14 protein-coding genes are annotated in these 15,799 nt (G+C 72.5%); 6 read left to right on the top strand and 8 right to left on the bottom strand.

What is annotated here, in order from left to right:
• Nucleotides 1–5: 5 nt before the first annotated feature.
• The 7 genes from ACFPFQ_RS29460 to ACFPFQ_RS29430 are packed head-to-tail and all read right to left on the bottom strand — an operon-like array spanning nucleotide 6 to nucleotide 6,302.
• Nucleotides 6–416 (bottom strand): metal-sulfur cluster assembly factor, encoded by a 411-nt coding sequence (locus tag ACFPFQ_RS29460; protein ID WP_379624609.1) that lies wholly within the window; start codon nucleotides 414–416, stop codon nucleotides 6–8.
• Entirely contained in the window at nucleotides 409–864 is a 456-nt protein-coding gene (sufU, locus tag ACFPFQ_RS29455; RefSeq protein ID WP_379624607.1) for a Fe-S cluster assembly sulfur transfer protein SufU, read from the bottom strand. The genes ACFPFQ_RS29460 and sufU overlap by 8 nt, the downstream gene beginning before the upstream one ends.
• The gene (locus ACFPFQ_RS29450) at nucleotides 864–2,144 is read right to left on the bottom strand and encodes a cysteine desulfurase (protein WP_379624605.1); all 1,281 of its coding nucleotides are present in this window, start codon (nucleotides 2,142–2,144) and stop codon (nucleotides 864–866) included. The genes sufU and ACFPFQ_RS29450 overlap by 1 nt, the downstream gene beginning before the upstream one ends.
• Nucleotides 2,141–2,911, bottom strand: a complete 771-nt coding sequence (gene sufC / locus ACFPFQ_RS29445) for a Fe-S cluster assembly ATPase SufC (protein WP_379624603.1) — start codon at nucleotides 2,909–2,911, stop codon at nucleotides 2,141–2,143. Before sufC ends, ACFPFQ_RS29450 begins: the two co-directional genes overlap by 4 nt.
• 30 nt (nucleotides 2,912–2,941) lie before the next feature.
• Nucleotides 2,942–4,129, bottom strand: coding sequence for a SufD family Fe-S cluster assembly protein (locus tag ACFPFQ_RS29440; RefSeq protein ID WP_379624601.1), 1,188 nt, complete (start codon nucleotides 4,127–4,129; stop codon nucleotides 2,942–2,944).
• Nucleotides 4,126–5,553, bottom strand: a complete 1,428-nt coding sequence (gene sufB, locus ACFPFQ_RS29435; RefSeq protein WP_379624599.1) for a Fe-S cluster assembly protein SufB — start codon at nucleotides 5,551–5,553, stop codon at nucleotides 4,126–4,128. Before sufB ends, ACFPFQ_RS29440 begins: the two co-directional genes overlap by 4 nt.
• Complete coding sequence (locus ACFPFQ_RS29430) at nucleotides 5,550–6,302, bottom strand: helix-turn-helix transcriptional regulator (RefSeq protein ID WP_379624597.1); 753 nt, start codon at nucleotides 6,300–6,302, stop codon at nucleotides 5,550–5,552. The genes sufB and ACFPFQ_RS29430 overlap by 4 nt, the downstream gene beginning before the upstream one ends.
• Nucleotides 6,303–6,495: 193 nt before the next feature.
• Here ACFPFQ_RS29430 and mptB point away from each other — a divergent pair, with 193 nt between their 5' ends.
• The 4 genes from mptB (at nucleotide 6,496) to nhaA (ending at nucleotide 12,548) form a co-directional block, all read left to right on the top strand.
• Nucleotides 6,496–8,058, top strand: a complete 1,563-nt coding sequence (gene mptB / locus ACFPFQ_RS29425; protein WP_379624595.1) for a polyprenol phosphomannose-dependent alpha 1,6 mannosyltransferase MptB — start codon at nucleotides 6,496–6,498, stop codon at nucleotides 8,056–8,058.
• Between the two features lie 82 nt (nucleotides 8,059–8,140).
• Complete coding sequence (locus ACFPFQ_RS29420) at nucleotides 8,141–9,070, top strand: ABC transporter ATP-binding protein (protein WP_379624593.1); 930 nt, start codon at nucleotides 8,141–8,143, stop codon at nucleotides 9,068–9,070.
• Nucleotides 9,067–9,849 (top strand): ABC transporter permease, encoded by a 783-nt coding sequence (locus ACFPFQ_RS29415; protein WP_379624591.1) that lies wholly within the window; start codon nucleotides 9,067–9,069, stop codon nucleotides 9,847–9,849. The genes ACFPFQ_RS29420 and ACFPFQ_RS29415 overlap by 4 nt, the downstream gene beginning before the upstream one ends.
• 47 nt (nucleotides 9,850–9,896) lie before the next feature.
• Complete coding sequence (gene nhaA / locus ACFPFQ_RS29410) at nucleotides 9,897–12,548, top strand: Na+/H+ antiporter NhaA (protein ID WP_379624589.1); 2,652 nt, start codon at nucleotides 9,897–9,899, stop codon at nucleotides 12,546–12,548.
• 83 nt (nucleotides 12,549–12,631) lie between these two features.
• Here nhaA and ACFPFQ_RS29405 read toward each other — a convergent pair whose 3' ends face one another.
• A complete protein-coding gene (locus ACFPFQ_RS29405; protein ID WP_379624587.1) occupies nucleotides 12,632–13,531 on the bottom strand; it encodes a type IV toxin-antitoxin system AbiEi family antitoxin domain-containing protein in 900 nt (299 codons plus the stop codon).
• 302 nt (nucleotides 13,532–13,833) lie between these two features.
• Between ACFPFQ_RS29405 and ACFPFQ_RS29400 the strand changes: the two genes are divergently transcribed.
• On the top strand, nucleotides 13,834–14,790 hold the full coding sequence (locus ACFPFQ_RS29400; protein ID WP_379624585.1) for a COX15/CtaA family protein: 957 nt from the start codon (nucleotides 13,834–13,836) through the stop codon (nucleotides 14,788–14,790).
• A gap of 27 nt (nucleotides 14,791–14,817) precedes the next feature.
• Complete coding sequence (locus ACFPFQ_RS29395; protein ID WP_379624583.1) at nucleotides 14,818–15,789, top strand: quinone oxidoreductase family protein; 972 nt, start codon at nucleotides 14,818–14,820, stop codon at nucleotides 15,787–15,789.
• Nucleotides 15,790–15,799 lie beyond the last annotated feature (10 nt).

Genomic DNA, 15,799 nt, shown 5'->3' with positions numbered 1-15,799 from the left:
CCGGGTCAGACCCGGAAACCCAGGGCGCGCAGCTGCTCGCGGCCGTCCTCGGTGATCTTCTCCGGGCCCCACGGCGGCATCCAGACCCAGTTGATCTTGATGTCGTTCACCAGCCCGCCGGTGCCACCGGGACCGGTGAGCGCGGCACGGGCCTGCTCCTCGATGACGTCGGTGAGCGGGCAGGCCGCGGACGTCAGCGTCATGTCGATCGTGGCGACGCCGTCGTCGGCCCGGATGCCGTAGATCAGCCCGAGGTCGACGACGTTGATGCCCAGCTCGGGGTCGACCACATCACGCATGGCCTCCTCGAGGTCGTCGACCGACGGGTCGTCGGCACGCTGAGCGGGCAGCTCCGGCATGCCCGCCGCGCCACGCACGACGTCTTCGGTGTCGGTGGTGGTCTCGGTGTCAGCCATGGACCTGCTCCTTCTCCTCGGTGCTGCGGACGACAGCATCCTTGAACGCCATCCAGCCCAGCAGCGCGCACTTCACTCGTGCCGGATAACGAGCAACGCCGGCGAACGCGACGCCGTCACCGAGCACGTCCTCGTCCGGTTCGACCTTGCCCCGGCCCTGCGTCATCTCCTGGAACGCCGCGAGCACCCGCAACGACTCCTCGACACTGCGCCCGACCACGAGATCGGTGAGCACCGACGCGGACGCCTGGCTGATGGAGCAGCCCAGCGTCTCGTGGGAGACCTCGGACACCGTATCGCCATCGAGCTTCACCCGCAGGGTGATCTCGTCGCCGCAGGTGGGGTTGATCTGCACCGACTCGGCGTCGAACGGCTCGCGCAACCCGGCGCCGTGCGGCGTGCGGTAGTGATCCAGGATGATCTCCTGGTACATCTGTTCGAGCTGCACTACTCCACCCCGAAGAACGTGCGGGCCGCCTTGACGCCCTCGATGAGCGCGTCGACCTCGTCGAGCGTGTTGTACACGTGGAACGACGCGCGTGCGGTGGCGGCCACCCCGAACCGGCGGTGCAGCGGCCATGCGCAGTGGTGGCCCACCCTGATCGCGACGCCGCGGTCGTCGAGCACCTGCCCGACGTCGTGCGCGTGCACGCCGTCGACCACGAACGACACCGCTCCCCCGCGCGCCTCCGTGGTGGCGGGGCCGATGACCCGGACCCCGGGAACCGTGGCCAGCCCCGCGAGAGTGGCCGCGGTCAGCTCCAGCTCGTGGGCGTGCACGACGTCCATGCCGATGGCACCGAGGTAGTCGACGGCCGCCGCGAGGCCGATGGCCTGCGACGACATCGGCGTGCCTGCCTCGAACCGCTGCGGCGGGGGCGCGTAGGTGGTGCCCTCCATCCGCACGAGCTCGATCATCGAGCCGCCCGTGAGGAACGGCGGCAGCGACTCCAGCAGGTCGGTGCGCCCGTACAGGACGCCGATGCCGGTGGGTCCGAGCATCTTGTGCCCGGAGAACACCGCGAAGTCGACGTCGAGCCCGGCGAGGTCGACGGCCATGTGCGGCACCGACTGGCAGGCGTCGAGCAGCGTGAGCGCCCCGACGGCCTTGGCCCGCGCCACCAGCTCGGCCACCGGAGCGATGCTGCCCAGCACGTTGGACTGGTGCGCGAACGCCACCAGCTTCGTGCGCTCGGTCAGCTCGAGCGAGTCGAGGTCGATCCGACCGTCCTCGGTGACCGTGTACCAGCGCAGCGTGGCGCCGGTGCGGCGGCACAGCTCCTGCCACGGAACCAGGTTGGAGTGGTGCTCCAGCTCGGTGATCACGATCTCGTCACCGGGACCGAGCGCGAACCGCTCCGACTCGGGGCCGAGCCCGGTGCGCACCGCGGCATTGCCCATGGCGTAGGCCACCAGGTTGATGCCCTCGGTGGCGTTCTTCGTGAACACCAGCTCGCTCGCGTCGGCGCCGACGAACGCGGCGATCCGCGCGCGGGCCGACTCGTACGCGTCGGTGGCCTCCTCCGAGAGCTGGTGCGCACCGCGGTGCACAGCCGCGTTGTGCTGCTCGAGGAAGCTGCGCTCGGCGTCGATGACCTGGCGCGGCCGCTGCGACGTGGCACCGGAGTCCAGGTAGATGAGTGGCTTGCCCTCCCGCACCGTGCGGGACAGGATCGGGAAGTCGGCTCGGATCTTCTGGATGTCCGGCCCCTGGAGGCCGGCGGTCACGACACCGCTGCTTCGGCGGGCGTCGCGAACCGCACGTAACCGTTGCGCTCGAGCTCGTCGGCCAGCTCCGGACCGCCGGACTCGACGATGCGCCCACCCGCGAACACGTGCACGACGTCGGGGGTGATGTGCTGCAGGATCCGCGTGTAGTGCGTGATCAGCAGGACGCCCACGTCGCCGCCCGCCTTGTAGCGGTTGACGCCCTCGGACACGACGCGCAGCGCGTCGACGTCCAGGCCCGAGTCGGTCTCGTCGAGCACCGCGAACTTCGGCTTGAGCAGCGCGAGCTGGAGCACCTCGTGGCGCTTCTTCTCACCGCCGGAGAAGCCCTCGTTGACGTTGCGCTCGCCGAAGGCGGGGTCGATGTCGAGGTCGGTCATCGCCTGCTTGACCTCCTTGACCCAGGTGCGCAGCTTCGGGGCCTCGCCGCGGACGGCGGTGGCGGCGGAGCGCAGGAAGTTCGACGTGGAGACGCCGGGCACCTCCACCGGGTACTGCATGGCCAGGAAGAGGCCGGCGCGGGCCCGCTCGTCGACGGTCATCGCGAGGACGTCCTCCCCGTCGAGGGTGACGGTGCCGGAGGTGACCTCGTACTTCGGGTGCCCGGCGATGGCGTAGGCCAGCGTGGACTTGCCCGAGCCGTTGGGCCCCATGATCGCGTGGGTCTCGCCCGCGGAGATGGTGAGGTCGACGCCCTTCAGGATCTCCTTGGCGCCGTCGTCGGTCGCGACCGAGACGTGCAGGTCCTTGATCTCCAAGGTGGACATGTAAGTCAGTGCTCCGTGTGGTGGTGGGTGTCAGACGCCGGTGACGGCGAGCTCGGCCTCGATGGCCGCCTCCAGCCGTTCCCGCAGCTCGGGCAGGGTGATCTTGCTCAGGATCTCGCCGAAGAAGCCCCGCACGACCAGGCGGCGGGCGACGTCGGAGGGGATGCCCCGACTCTGCAGGTAGAACAGCTGCTCGTCGTCGAAGCGGCCGGTGGCGCTGGCGTGGCCGGCGCCGGCGATCTCGCCGGTCTCGATCTCCAGGTTCGGCACCGAGTCGGCGCGGGCGTGCTCGGTGAGCACCAGGTTGCGGTTGAGCTCGAAGGTCTGCGTGTTCTCCGCGGCGGCCCGGATCAGCACGTCACCGATCCACACCGTGTGCGCGGTGGCACCCTTCACGCTCTGCAGCGCGTTCTTGTAGACCACGTTGGACGTGCAGTTGGGCACGGAGTGATCCACGAGCAGTCGCTGCTCCAGGTGCTGGCCCGCGTCGGCGAAGCCCACCCCGGCCAGCTCGGCGTCGCCGCCCGGCCCGCGGTACTTCACGGTGGGGCTGACGCGCACCAGGCTGCCGCCCAGCGCCACCGAGGTGGCCCGCAGCGTGGCGTCGCGGCCGATCGAGAGGTGCTGCGCGCCCACGTGCACGGCGTCGTCGGCCCACTCACCGGTGACGATGAGCGTGAGGCGGGACCCGTCGGCGACGACGACCTCGAGGTTGTCGGCGAGCGTTCCGGAACCGCTGTACTCCACGACCACCGTGGCCGCGGCGTGCGGCGTGGTGCGCAGGTGCAGGTGCCCGGCGGCGGTGGCCCCGACGCCCGGCCCGGTGACCTTCACGGTGACGGGCGCCGGAGCACCGTCGAGCGTGACGACGGTGGCCTCGCGGAACGCCGACCAGGCCGCGGCGGCGACGCGGTCGGCGGGCACTCCGGCGCCGCCGATGCGCGCGTCATCGCGCGTCACGGTCTCGACCGTGACACCCGCCCCCGTGTCCTCGACCGTGACGGCCGCGGTGCCCTCGAACGTGGCCGACCCGTCGTGCAGGCCGTTGATGCGGCGCAGTGGCGTGAAGCGCCAGTTCTCCTCACGACCGCCGGGCACCTCGAAGGCGTCGACGTCGTAGGAGGTGAAGCGCTCGCTGGCGGAGGCGAGCGGCTTCGAGCCCTGCCCCTTCTTCGCCCCGGCCAGTTCAGGCGCGAGACCGGCAACTACCTCGGTCATCCGACCGAACCCTCCATCTGCAGTTCGATGAGCCTGTTGAGCTCCAGGGCGTACTCCATGGGCAGCTCGCGCGCGATGGGCTCGACGAACCCGCGCACGACCATGGCCATGGCCTCGTCCTCGGTGAGACCGCGGCTCATCAGGTAGAACAGCTGGTCGCCGCTCACCTTCGACACCGTGGCCTCGTGGCCCATCGACACCTCGTCGTTGCGCACGTCGACGTAGGGATAGGTGTCGGACCGACTGATCGTGTCGACCAGCAGCGCGTCGCACTTCACCGTGGACCGGGAGTGGTGCGCGCGCGGGTTGACCTGCACGAGCCCGCGGTAGGACGTGCGGCCACCGCCACGCGCCACCGACTTGGAGATGATCGTGGAGGACGTGTACGGCGCCAGGTGCACCATCTTCGCGCCGGCGTCCTGGTGCTGGCCCTCGCCCGCGAACGCGATGGAGAGCACCTCACCCTTGGCGTGCTCACCCATCAGCCACACGGCCGGGTACTTCATGGTGACCTTGGAGCCGAGGTTGCCGTCGACCCACTCCATGGTGGCGCCCTCTTCGGCCTTGGCCCGCTTCGTCACCAGGTTGTAGACGTTGTTCGACCAGTTCTGGATGGTCGTGTAGCGGCAGCGGCCGCCCTTCTTCACGATGATCTCGACGACCGCGGAGTGCAGCGAGTCCGACGAGTAGATCGGCGCCGTGCAGCCCTCGACGTAGTGCACGTAGGCACCCTCGTCGACGATGATCAGCGTGCGCTCGAACTGGCCCATGTTCTCGGTGTTGATCCGGAAGTAGGCCTGCAGCGGGATGTCGACCTTGACGCCCTTGGGCACGTAGATGAACGAGCCGCCCGACCACACCGCGGAGTTGAGCGCGGAGAACTTGTTGTCACCGCTGGGGATGACCGAGCCGAAGTACTCCTTGAACAGCTCCGGCTGCTCGCGCAGCGCGGTGTCGGTGTCGAGGAAGATGACGCCCTGCTCCTCGAGGTCCTCGCGGATCGAGTGGTAGACGACCTCGGACTCGTACTGCGCCGCGACACCGGACACCAGTCGGGCCTTCTCGGCCTCCGGGATGCCCAGCTTGTCGTAGGTGTTCTTGATGTCGGCGGGCAGGTCGTCCCAGGTGGCGGCCTGCTTCTCCGACGAACGGACGAAGTACTTGATGTTGTCGAAGTCGATCCCGGAGAGATCGGCACCCCACCGCGGCATCGGCTTCTTCTCGAACATGTCGAGAGCCTTGAGCCGGAAGTCGAGCATCCACTGCGGCTCGTTCTTCAGTGCGGAGATGTCGGCGACGACGTCGGCGGACAAGCCGCGACGTGCGGTGGCGCCGGCGGCGTCCGGATCGGCCCAGCCGAAGTCGTAGCGGCCGAGCGTCGCGAGCGTCTCCTCCTGGGTGAGTGCCTCAGGAGCGGTCGTCATTCGGACTGCCTCCCTCTCAGGGATCGATCCCCTGAAATGGTTGTGGTGGAGTGCTTCCGCCCGGCGTCGGGAACGTCGAGCGGAACGTGGGTGGTGCACGCGGAATCGCCGCGTGCGATGGTGGCCAGCCGCTGCACGTGCGTGCCGAGCAGGTCGGCGAACGCCGCCGTCTCGGCCTCGCACAGCACCGGGAACTCGGCCGCGACGTGCGCGACCGGGCAGTGGTGCTGGCACAGCTGCACGCCCATGCCCCCGGCGCGCGCCTGTGCGGCGTACCCGCGGGTGGTGAGCGCCGTGGCCAGCAGCTCGGCGCGCTCGTCGGGCGACGCCGCGGCGATCTGCGCGGAGGCGGGCCCGAGCAGGTCCTTGACCCGGGTGCGGGCGAAGCCCTGCACCGCGTCGGGGCCACCGAACTCGGCGAGGTAGCGCAGCGCCGCCACGGCGAGGTCGTCGTAGCCATGGCCGAACCGGGCCCGGCCGGCGTCGGTGAGCACGTAGTGGCCCGCCGGGCGGCCACGCCCGCGCGGGCCGCGGGTGGAGGCCTTGCGGACCTCCGCCTCACCGTCGGCGACGAGAGCGTCGAGGTGGCGCCGCACGGCCGGGGCCGACAGCTCCAGATCGGCTGCGACCGCCGCCGCGGTGACCGGCCCCTGCTCCATGAGCAGGCGCGCGACCGCCGCACGGGTGCGCCCGTCACCGGTCGAGTGCCCGTCGCGGGACTCGACCGGAAGCTCGCCGGCGCTTTTCACAACACCAGTGTTGCCTATATCAGGGGGGCGGCGCAACGCGGGCCGCCGGTGGCGTGAGGACGGCCACGTTGCAACAGCGGTGCAACGTTCGGAGCACTGCCGTGGTGTAGGTCCCGCCGCAGGTGGCGCAGCCCCCGGGCGGGCCGCCCCAACCGCCGGTCGGCGGTGCGACCCCGCTCGCTACCCTCTGCTCATGGTCGCACCCGAGCTCGACGGCGCACGCCCGTCGACGCTCCAGGGACCGCCGCGTGACCCTACCCGCATCGTGCGCAGGCTGGGGCTGACCGCCAGCCTGCTGATGGCCGTCGGGGCGCTCGGATCCGGTGCGCTGCCCGTGCCCAACCCGCTCTCGGGGCTGCGCATCCTCGGCCTGCCCGCCCGCAACGCCACCATCGCCATCGCGGTCACCTACACCGGCATCATCCTGATGGTCTTCTGCTGGCTGTGGGTCGGCAAGATGCTGCGCAACAACGGCGCCGTCGCGCCGGCGCCCACCCCGATGCAGCTCGCGCGCACCGCGATCACGTGGATGATCCCGCTCGCCGTGGCGCCACCGATGTTCTCGCGTGATGTCTACAGCTACCTCGCGCAGAGCGCGATCCTCGCCCGCGGGCTGGATCCGTACGTGCTCGGGCCGGCGGCGGCGCTGGGCATCGACGACCCGCTGGTGCGCAGCATCCCCACGATCTGGCGCGACACCCCGGCCCCCTACGGCCCGCTGTTCCTGCTGATGGGGCGCGGGATCACGGCGCTCTCGGGCGACAACGTCGTGCTCGGGATCTTCCTGCACCGGGTGCTGGCGCTGTGCGGCATCGCGGCCATCATCTGGGCGCTGCCACGGCTGGCGCGCCGCTGCGGGCTCGACGGCGGGCTGGCGCTGTGGCTCGGCGCGGCCAACCCGCTCGTGCTGTTCCACCTGGTCAGCGGCATCCACAACGAGTCTCTCATGATCGGTTTCCTGCTCGCGGGCATGGAGATCGGGCTGCGTGCCAAGCCGCGCCTGCTCGATCCGGCGCTGCTCGGCGGGGCCGCCCTGATCGTCTGCGCGTCGCTGGTCAAGCTCCCGGCCCTGCTCGCACTCGGCTTCCTGGGGCTGGAGTGGGCCCGAAGACAGGGTGGGGGGCTGCGCCACATCGTGTCGGTGGGGGCGGTGCTCGCCGCCGTCACCGCCGTGCTCTACATCCCCATCTCCGTGGGCACCGGTGTGGGCATCGGCTGGGCCAAGACGCTCGACACGCCGAGCCTGATCCGCAGCTGGATGTCGGTGTCCACCGACCTCGGCATGATCGGCGGCCAGGTCGGGGTGCTCGGCGGGATCGGGGACCACACCGACGCCGTGCTCGACGTCACACGCGGGATCGGCCTCGCGCTGGCGGCGGTGCTCTGCGTCATCCTGCTGCTGCGCACGCTGCGCGGGCGGCTCGACCCCGTCACCGGCATGGCCGCCGGGCTGGGTGCCGTCGTGATCTTCGGTCCGGTGGCGCACCCGTGGTACTTCCTGTGGGCCGTGATCCCGCTGGCCGCCACGCAGGGACTGCCGCAGTACCGGCGCTGGCTGCTCGGGGCGTCGGCCGTGCTGGCGCTCGTGGTCCCGCCGACGGGAGCCGACTTCAACTTCCGCGCCTACCAGCTGCAGGTGGCGGTACTCGCCGGCGTCGTGCTCATGATCATCGTCCTGATCGTGCAGCGGCGGCGCCTCACGGGGCAGACCGGCGTCGACATCGACGCGCTGCCCGGCCGCGGTCCCGACCAGTAGCGTCCCGACCCGTGGCATCCCGGCCAGTGGGGCGGCGACACCAGGTCAGGGCCGCCGCCCGGCACGCCCTAGACTCCGGCAGGTGAGTCCGACACCGCCCGCGCTCTCCGTACGGGGACTGGTCAAGCGGTTCGGCCGCACCACCGCCGTCGACGGTCTGGACCTCGAGCTCCCGCCCGCCTCGGTGCTCGCGCTGCTGGGCCCCAACGGCGCCGGCAAGACCACCGCCGTCGAGACGTGCACGGGCAACCTCACCGCCGACGCGGGCGAGGTGCGGGTGCTGGGCGTCGACCCGACGGGCGCCCCCGACGCGCTGCGGGCCCGCATCGGCGTGATGCCCCAGGGCGGCGGCGCCTATCCCGGGGTGCGGGCGGGCGAGATGCTGCGGGTCGTCGCCGCGTGCGCCGCGCAGCCGCTCGACACCCGCTGGCTGCTCGAGGTGCTCGGGCTCGACACCTCGGCCCGCACGCCCTACAAGCGCCTCTCCGGCGGGCAGCAGCAGCGCCTCGCGCTCGCTTGCGCCGTCGTCGGTCGCCCCGAGCTGGTCTTCCTCGACGAGCCCACCGCCGGCATGGATCCGCAGGGTCGCCACCTCGTCTGGGAGCTGATCGACGCCCTGCGCCGCGATGGCGTGGCCGTCCTGCTCACCACCCACCTCATGGAGGAGGCCGAGGCGCTCGCCGACGACGTCGTCATCGTCGACCACGGCCGGGTCGTCGCCAACGGCAGCCCGGCGGCGCTCACGGCGTGCGGCCCGCAGCAGGAGCTGCGCTTCCGGGCCCGTCCCGGCATGGACCTCGACGGGCTGGCCGCCGCGCTGCCCGCCGACTACCGCACGGCCGAGCCCCGCGCCGGGCGCTACCTCGTTCAGGGCCGCATCGACCCCGGCGTCCTGTCCACGATCACGTCGTGGTGCGCCGACCAGGGAGCGCTCGCCGACGACGTCCAGGTGGCGCGGCGCAGCCTCGAGGACGTGTTCCTCGAGCTCACGGGCAAGGAACTGCGATCATGACGGCCAACCGCTTCCCCGCGGGCACGTTCACCCCGCAGCCGGGCGCCGGCAGGCCGCTGCGGATGCTCACCGCGCAGGCGGGCACCGAGCTGAAGCTGGCGCTGCGCAACGGCGAGCAGGTGCTGCTCACCCTGCTCATCCCCATCGTCTTGCTGATCGGGCTGAGCCTGCTCGACATCGTGGCGCTCCCGACTCCGCGCATCGCCACCGTCGCCCCCGGGGTCCTCGCGCTCGCCGTCATGTCCACGGCGTTCACCGGGCAGGCCATCGCGCTGGGCTTCGACCGCCGCTACGGGGTCATCCGCAGGCTGGCCGCCACGGCGCTGCCCCGCTGGCTGCTGGTCACCGGGCGGCTCGCGGCCGTGCTCGGGGTGGTCGTCATCCAGACCGTCGTCCTCGGCGGTCTCGCGCTCGCGCTGGGCTGGCGGCCCGAGCCCGCGGGCATCGGCTGGGCGGTGCTGCTGGTGCTGCTGGGCTGTGCCGCCTTCGGTGCGCTGGGCATCCTGCTCGGCGGCACCCTGCGGGCCGAGGTCACGCTCGCCGTCGCCAACATCGTGTGGTTCCTGCTGCTGCTCGCGGGCGGCATCGTGCTGCCGATCGCGCAGCTGCCCGGTCCGCTCGGCGCCGTGGCCTCGGTGCTGCCGTCGGGCGCGCTGGCCGAGGGCCTGCGCACCACGCTCACCACGGGCGCAGCACCGGGCTGGTCGCCGGTGCTCGTGCTGCTGGGGTGGGCGGTGGCCGCCACCGCACTGGCCATCCGCACGGTCCGCCTGCGCTGACGCGCACCGCGGCCGGGCACGTGGGCCCCATCCCTTAGGTTGCGCGGGTGAACTCGCCGCAACCGGCCGGACCGACGATCGGCACCGGCCGGACGCAACCGCGCGGGCGGACGCTGGTCGCGCAGGTCGCGGCGCCGCTGCGGTCGCTGATGGCCAACCAGGCCAGCAGCGCGGGGCTGCTGCTCACCGCCACCGTCATCGCGCTGATCTGGGCCAACTCGCCGTGGGCCGCGACCTACGCCGAGTTCTGGGAGACCCAGCTCGCGGTCCGGGTCGGCAACGCCGAGCTCGCGCTGGACCTGCGCCACTGGGTCAACGACGGCCTCATGGTGTTCTTCTTCTTCGTCGTCGGGCTCGAGGTCAAGCGCGAGCTCGCCATCGGCGAGCTCACCGACCGGCGCCGGGCGGCGATCCCGGTGGTCGCGGCCCTGACCGGGCTCGCCGTCCCCGCCCTGATCTTCCTGGCGTTCAACCCCACCGGCGCCGCCGCCCAGGCCTGGGGGGCGGTGATCTCCACCGACACGGCGTTCCTGCTCGGGGTTCTCGTGCTGGTGGGCCCGGCCTGCCCGTTGCAGCTGCGGCTGTTCCTGCTGACCCTCGCCGTCGCCGATGACGTCGGGGCGCTCACGATCATCGCCGTCTTCTACACCGACCACCTCGCGATCGGCCCGCTGCTGCTCGCCGTCGCCGGGCTCGGGCTGATGCTGGTGCTGCGGTTCGGGCTGAAGGTCTGGCGCGGTCCCGCCTACGGGGTGGTCGGCGTCGGGATCTGGATCGCGATGTACGCCTCGGGCGTGCACCCCACCATTGCCGGTGTCGTGATCGCGCTGTTCTCCCCGGCCTACCGGCCGCGCCGCGACGACGTCGAGGACGCCGAGCGGCTCACGCGCGCCTTCCGGCAGTCCCCCAACGCGGAGTTCGCCAGGGCGGCCCGGCTCAGCATCGACCGCTCCGTCTCGGGCACCGAACGGCTGCAACTGCTCTACCAGCCGTGGTCGAGCTTCGTGATCGTGCCGGTGTTCGCACTGGCCAATGCCGGCGTCACGCTGGATGCGACAGCGCTGCGGGCGGCGTGGGCGTCGCCGGTGACGCTCGGCGTCATCGCCGGTCTGGTGCTCGGCAAGGGCATCGGGGTGACGTTCGGCGTCGCCGCCGCGGTCCGGCTGCGCCTGGGCACCCTGGCTCCGGGACTGGGCGCGTGGCAGCTCGCCGGCGGGGCCGCGCTCTCGGGCATCGGCTTCACGATCTCCCTGTTCATCATCGACCTGTCGCTGCCCGACCGGGCGCTCGCCGACCAGGCCAGGATCGGCGTGCTGGTCGGATCGTTGCTGGCAGCGGCGCTGGGCTGGGGGGTCTTCCGGCTCGGCGACCGGTTGCGCGGCCCGCAGGCGTCGATGCGACCGACCCGGCTGGACCCACCCGTCGACGTCGAGCGCGACCACATCCGCGGGCCCGTCGACGCCCCCTTGACGCTCGTGGAGTTCGGCGACTTCGAGTGCCCGTTCTGCGGCCGGGCCACCGGCGTCGTCGAGGAGCTGCGCGAGCGCTTCGGCGACCGCCTGCGCTACGTCTTCCGGCACATCCCGCTCGAGGACGTCCATCCGCACGCGATGCTCGCCGCCGAAGCGGCCGAGGCGGCGGCCGCGCAGGGACACTTCTGGGCGATGCACGACCGGCTCTTCGCCCACCAGGACGCGCTCTCGGCGCTCGACCTGCTCGACCACGCCGCCGCCGTCGGCCTCGACGTGCAGCGCTTCAGCCGTGACCTCGGCGATGCCCGCTACGCCCGCCGCGTCCGCGACGACGCCGCGTCGGCCGAGGCGAGCGGCGTGGGATCGACGCCCACGTTCTTCGTCGGCGGCCACCGGCACACCGATCCCTACGACGCCGAGACGCTCGCCGCGCGGCTCCTCGCATCCGCCGGCGGGCTCGGTGTCGAACCGGCGCACCGCGACGGGGCCCCGATGGCCGTAACGACGCCGATGCTCGGCAACAGGCGCAGCGACGAGCAGCGCGGCGAGCAGATGGCCGACGCCACGCTCCCGGAGGGGGACCGGGAGACCGACGACCCCGACGGGTCGTTCCCGCGCCTGCCCTCGGAGCTGTTGGACCTGCTGGAGCGCCACGGGGTGCGCCGCAGCGTCGCCGTCGGGGACGTCCTGTTCCGCGAGGGCGACCCCGGCTACGACTTCTTCGTCGTCCTCGACGGCCTCGTCGCCGTGGTCGAGGACCTCGACCGGGCCAGCAGCCGGGTCCTGTCGGTCAGCGGCACCGGCCGCTTCCTCGGCGAGCTCAACCTGCTCGGCGACCAGCCCGTCTTCCTCTCCGCGGTGGTGACGCGGCCCGGCACGGTGATCGACCTCGACGTCGCGGGCCTGCGCGCGGCGTTCGCCGAGTCCCCGCGGCTGCACGACATCGTGCTGCGCGCGTTCCTGCTGCGCCGCTCCCACCTGCTCGCCGACGCCGCCGACCTGCGCGTCATCGGCCGCGGCGCCGACCCGCTCACCGGAGAGCTGCGACGCTGGGCCGCGGCGAACGCCGTGACGCACGCCTTCACCGACCTCGACGAGGACACCGGCGCCGGCAGCCTGCTCGACGAGCTCGGGGTGGCCGCGACCGACACCCCCATGGTGACGCTGCGCGACGGCACGATCCTGCGCCGACCCTCCACCGACGATCTCGGCCGCGCCCTCGGCTAGACCCACCCAGCCCGACCTCGCACACCCGGCAGTGTCGTCGCACACCGCCCACACCGTGCGACGACCCCGCAACGTGTGCGACGTCAGCGTCGATGGCCGCGGCCGATCCGCTCCCGCAGCATCGCGGCGACCGGGTCGAAGTTGGTCAGATCCGCCCAGATCCAGCGCACGACGGCGTGATCCTCGGCCCGGATCGCGTCCTCGCGCACCTTCTCCTTCCACACCACGTCGCCGGGTTCCTGGCCCGGTTCGAGCAGCCGGCCGTACTTGACGCGGCCGTCGAACTCACCGACCACGCCGGGCCACCAGAAGTCGACGGTTCCGACGAACCGACCACCGCGCGTCAGCACGGTGTGCTGCAGGTCGGGCGGAGGCAGCCCCGCCAGCCGCATCTGCACCCGGCTCAGCGACTCCCCCGGGTTGTCGGCGCGGCCGTCGGCGAAGGTGAGGATGCGCCGGGCCGCTGCCGCACCCGGCCGGCGCTCACCGAGCGCGTCGACCAGTTCCGCATGCGTGACCGTTCCGGTGTGCAGCGCCGAGTCGGCGATCACCACCGCAGGCGGCATCGGCAGGGACCGCGCGTTGTCGGCCACCGTCCGCGCCAGCGAGGTGACGCGTAGGCCGTGCAGCGAGACGATCTCGTGGGGGGCGAGCGTGGCCGCATGGACGTGGATCTGGCGCCCGATCCGCACCCCGCTGCGGCGATGCCGGGTGACGTGCACGCGGTCCAGGGACACGCCCCAGACGTCGAGCCCGTGCAGGACGGCCGCCGACACGTGGCTCAGCACCGCATCAGGGGCGAGCTCCCGCGCAGCGGCGAGCGCCTGAAGCAGGTGCTGGTCCTCCGGTCGTGGCGGGAGGCCCGTGGCGTAGGCACCACGGCGGAGCGGCACGAGCGAGCCCGCCCGCAGCCATCGGCGCAGCTCGTCTTCGGTGACGCCCGCCGCGAGCAGCGACCGCCTCCACTGGATCCCGGATGTCATGGGCCAAGGTTGACGACCAGGGCGCGATCGCGGGCCCGAACGCGCAAACCCGCTCGACATCGCATGCTCTCTCCCGACGTCGCACGGCATCCAACCCCTGCGACGACCTGCGAGATCGTGCGAAGACCTCCGACGGTGTGCGACGTGTGCACCCGCACACCCCGCCCGACCTCGCAGAGGCTCTCCCGACCTCGCACGGCGCCCAACCCCTGCGACGACCGGACAGGGTGTGCGAGGACGCGACGCCGCCGTCTACGACGACCCGTAGAAGATCGCCGGACGCCGCCGCATACCATCTCGGTGTGTCCGTCATCGCTCGCCTGCCCGGTACCTCGGCCGTCGTGATGCGCCGCATCGCCATCGCCGCACTGGTCGCGGAGGTGGGGGTGGCGATCGGCGGGGCCACGGTGCGCGTCACCGGTTCCGGGCTCGGCTGCCCGACGTGGCCGGAGTGCTATCCCGGCAGCCTCGTGCCCACACCGCACTCCGACGTGGCCGCGCTCAACCAGTGGATCGAGTTCGGCAACCGGCTCCTCGGCGTCGCCGTGGTGATCATCGCCGGCATCTGCCTGCTCGCCGCGCTCAACCTGCGGCCCCGGCGGCGCCGCGTCACCCTGCTGGCGCTCGCGCAGCCACTCGGGGTGGTGGCGCAGGCCGTGATCGGCGGGATGACGGTGCTCACCGGCCTGGTCTGGTGGAGCGTGTCGCTGCACTTCCTCGCGTCGATCATCCTGGTCTGGCTGTCGGTGCTGCTGGTCGACGCCACCTCCGACGGCGACGGTCCGCGGCACCTGCTCGTCGGGCGCCCGGTGCGCGGGCTCATCGCCGCCAGCTCCGCGGTGCTCGCCGCGCTGCTCGTGGCCGGCACGCTCGTCACCGCCGCCGGGCCCCACGCCGGCGACGCCCGGACGCCGCGCCTCGACATCGGCGTGCCGCAGCTCGCCCAGCTCCACGCCGACCTGCTCTTCGGCTACCTCGGCCTGCTGATCGGCCTCGGGTTCATGCTCCGCGCCGTCGCCGCACCGCAGCGGGTATGGCGGCGCTACCTCTGGCTCGTCGCGCTCGTGCTGCTGCAGGGCGCGCTCGGCGGCACGCAGTACGCGCTGGGCGTTCCCGAGCTCCTCGCTGCGCTGCACGTGCTCGGCGCGGCGCTGGTCACGCTCGGGGCGGCCGCCGTCTGGTCCGCCACCACGGCCCGCCCGCCGCTCGTCACGGCCGCCGCGACGGCTCCGGAACTGGCCGAGGCCGCCCGCACCTGATCGTCTCGGCCGGGGAATGATGAGCCGGTGCGCGCCATCCAGATCACCACCACCGGTGGACCCGATGTCCTGACCCCCGCCGACCTGCCCACCCCCGAGCCCGGCCCCGGCCAGGTGCTCGTCGAGGTCGCCGCGGCGGGCGTCAACTTCATCGACACCTACCAGCGCCAGGGCATCTACCCGATCCCGCTGCCCTTCGTTCCCGGCATGGAGGCGGCCGGTCGCGTGCGCGCACTGGGTGCGGACGTCACCGACGTCGCCGTGGGCGACCGGGTCGCGTGGGGCGACGTCGCGGGCAGCTACGCCGAGCTGGCCGCGGTGCCGGCTGCGCGCGTCGTCCCGGTGCCCGACGGGATCACCGACGAGCAGGCCGCCGGCGCGATGTTGCAGGGCATGACCACGCACTACCTGCTCCACGACAGCTACCACGTCCGGCCCGGCGACGACATCCTCGTGCACGCCGGCGCGGGCGGCACCGGGCTGCTGCTCACCCAGCTGGCCACGGCGCTCGGGGCCCGGGTGATCACCACGGTCTCCAGCGCCGAGAAGGAGGCGCTGTCGCGGGCCGCGGGCGCGTCCGACGTCGTGCGCTACACCGAGGTCGACGACCTCGCCGCGGAGGTTCGCGCGCTCACCGGCGGCACGGGCGTCGCCGCGGTCTACGACGGCGTGGGCGCCACCACCTTCGACGCGAGCCTCGCGAGCCTGCGCATCCGCGGCACGCTCGTGCTGTTCGGCGCCGCCAGCGGCCCCGTGCCCCCGGTGGACCCGCAGCGGCTCAACAGCGGCGGGTCGCTGTTCCTCACCCGGCCGACGCTGGCCCACCACGTCATCACCACCGAGGAGCTGCGCACCCGCGCCGCGGCGGTGCTGGCCGCGGTGGCCGACGGCACGCTCGACATCCGCATCGGCGCCCGCTACCCGCTGGCCGACGCGAAGAGCGCGCACGAGGACCTGCAGGGCAGGCGCACCACCGGCAAGGTGCTGCTCACCCCCTGATACATACTCG

It is taken from the genome of Pseudonocardia sp. GCM10023141, from assembly GCF_042653605.1.
This window is presented reverse-complemented; position numbering and strand designations above follow the sequence as displayed.

Bases quoted from the DNA above. Each gene is read 5' to 3' on its own strand.
- mptB (WP_379624595.1), top strand. From the start codon at position 6,496: ATGGTCGCACCCGAGCTCGACGGCGCACGCCCGTCGACGCTCCAGGGA.
- ACFPFQ_RS29405 (WP_379624587.1), bottom strand. From the start codon at position 13,531: ATGACATCCGGGATCCAGTGGAGGCGGTCGCTGCTCGCGGCGGGCGTC.
- ACFPFQ_RS29415 (WP_379624591.1), top strand. From the start codon at position 9,067: ATGACGGCCAACCGCTTCCCCGCGGGCACGTTCACCCCGCAGCCGGGC.
- ACFPFQ_RS29440 (WP_379624601.1), bottom strand. From the start codon at position 4,129: ATGACCGAGGTAGTTGCCGGTCTCGCGCCTGAACTGGCCGGGGCGAAG.
- ACFPFQ_RS29460 (WP_379624609.1), bottom strand. From the start codon at position 416: ATGGCTGACACCGAGACCACCACCGACACCGAAGACGTCGTGCGTGGC.
- sufB (WP_379624599.1), bottom strand. From the start codon at position 5,553: ATGACGACCGCTCCTGAGGCACTCACCCAGGAGGAGACGCTCGCGACG.
- sufC (WP_379624603.1), bottom strand. From the start codon at position 2,911: ATGTCCACCTTGGAGATCAAGGACCTGCACGTCTCGGTCGCGACCGAC.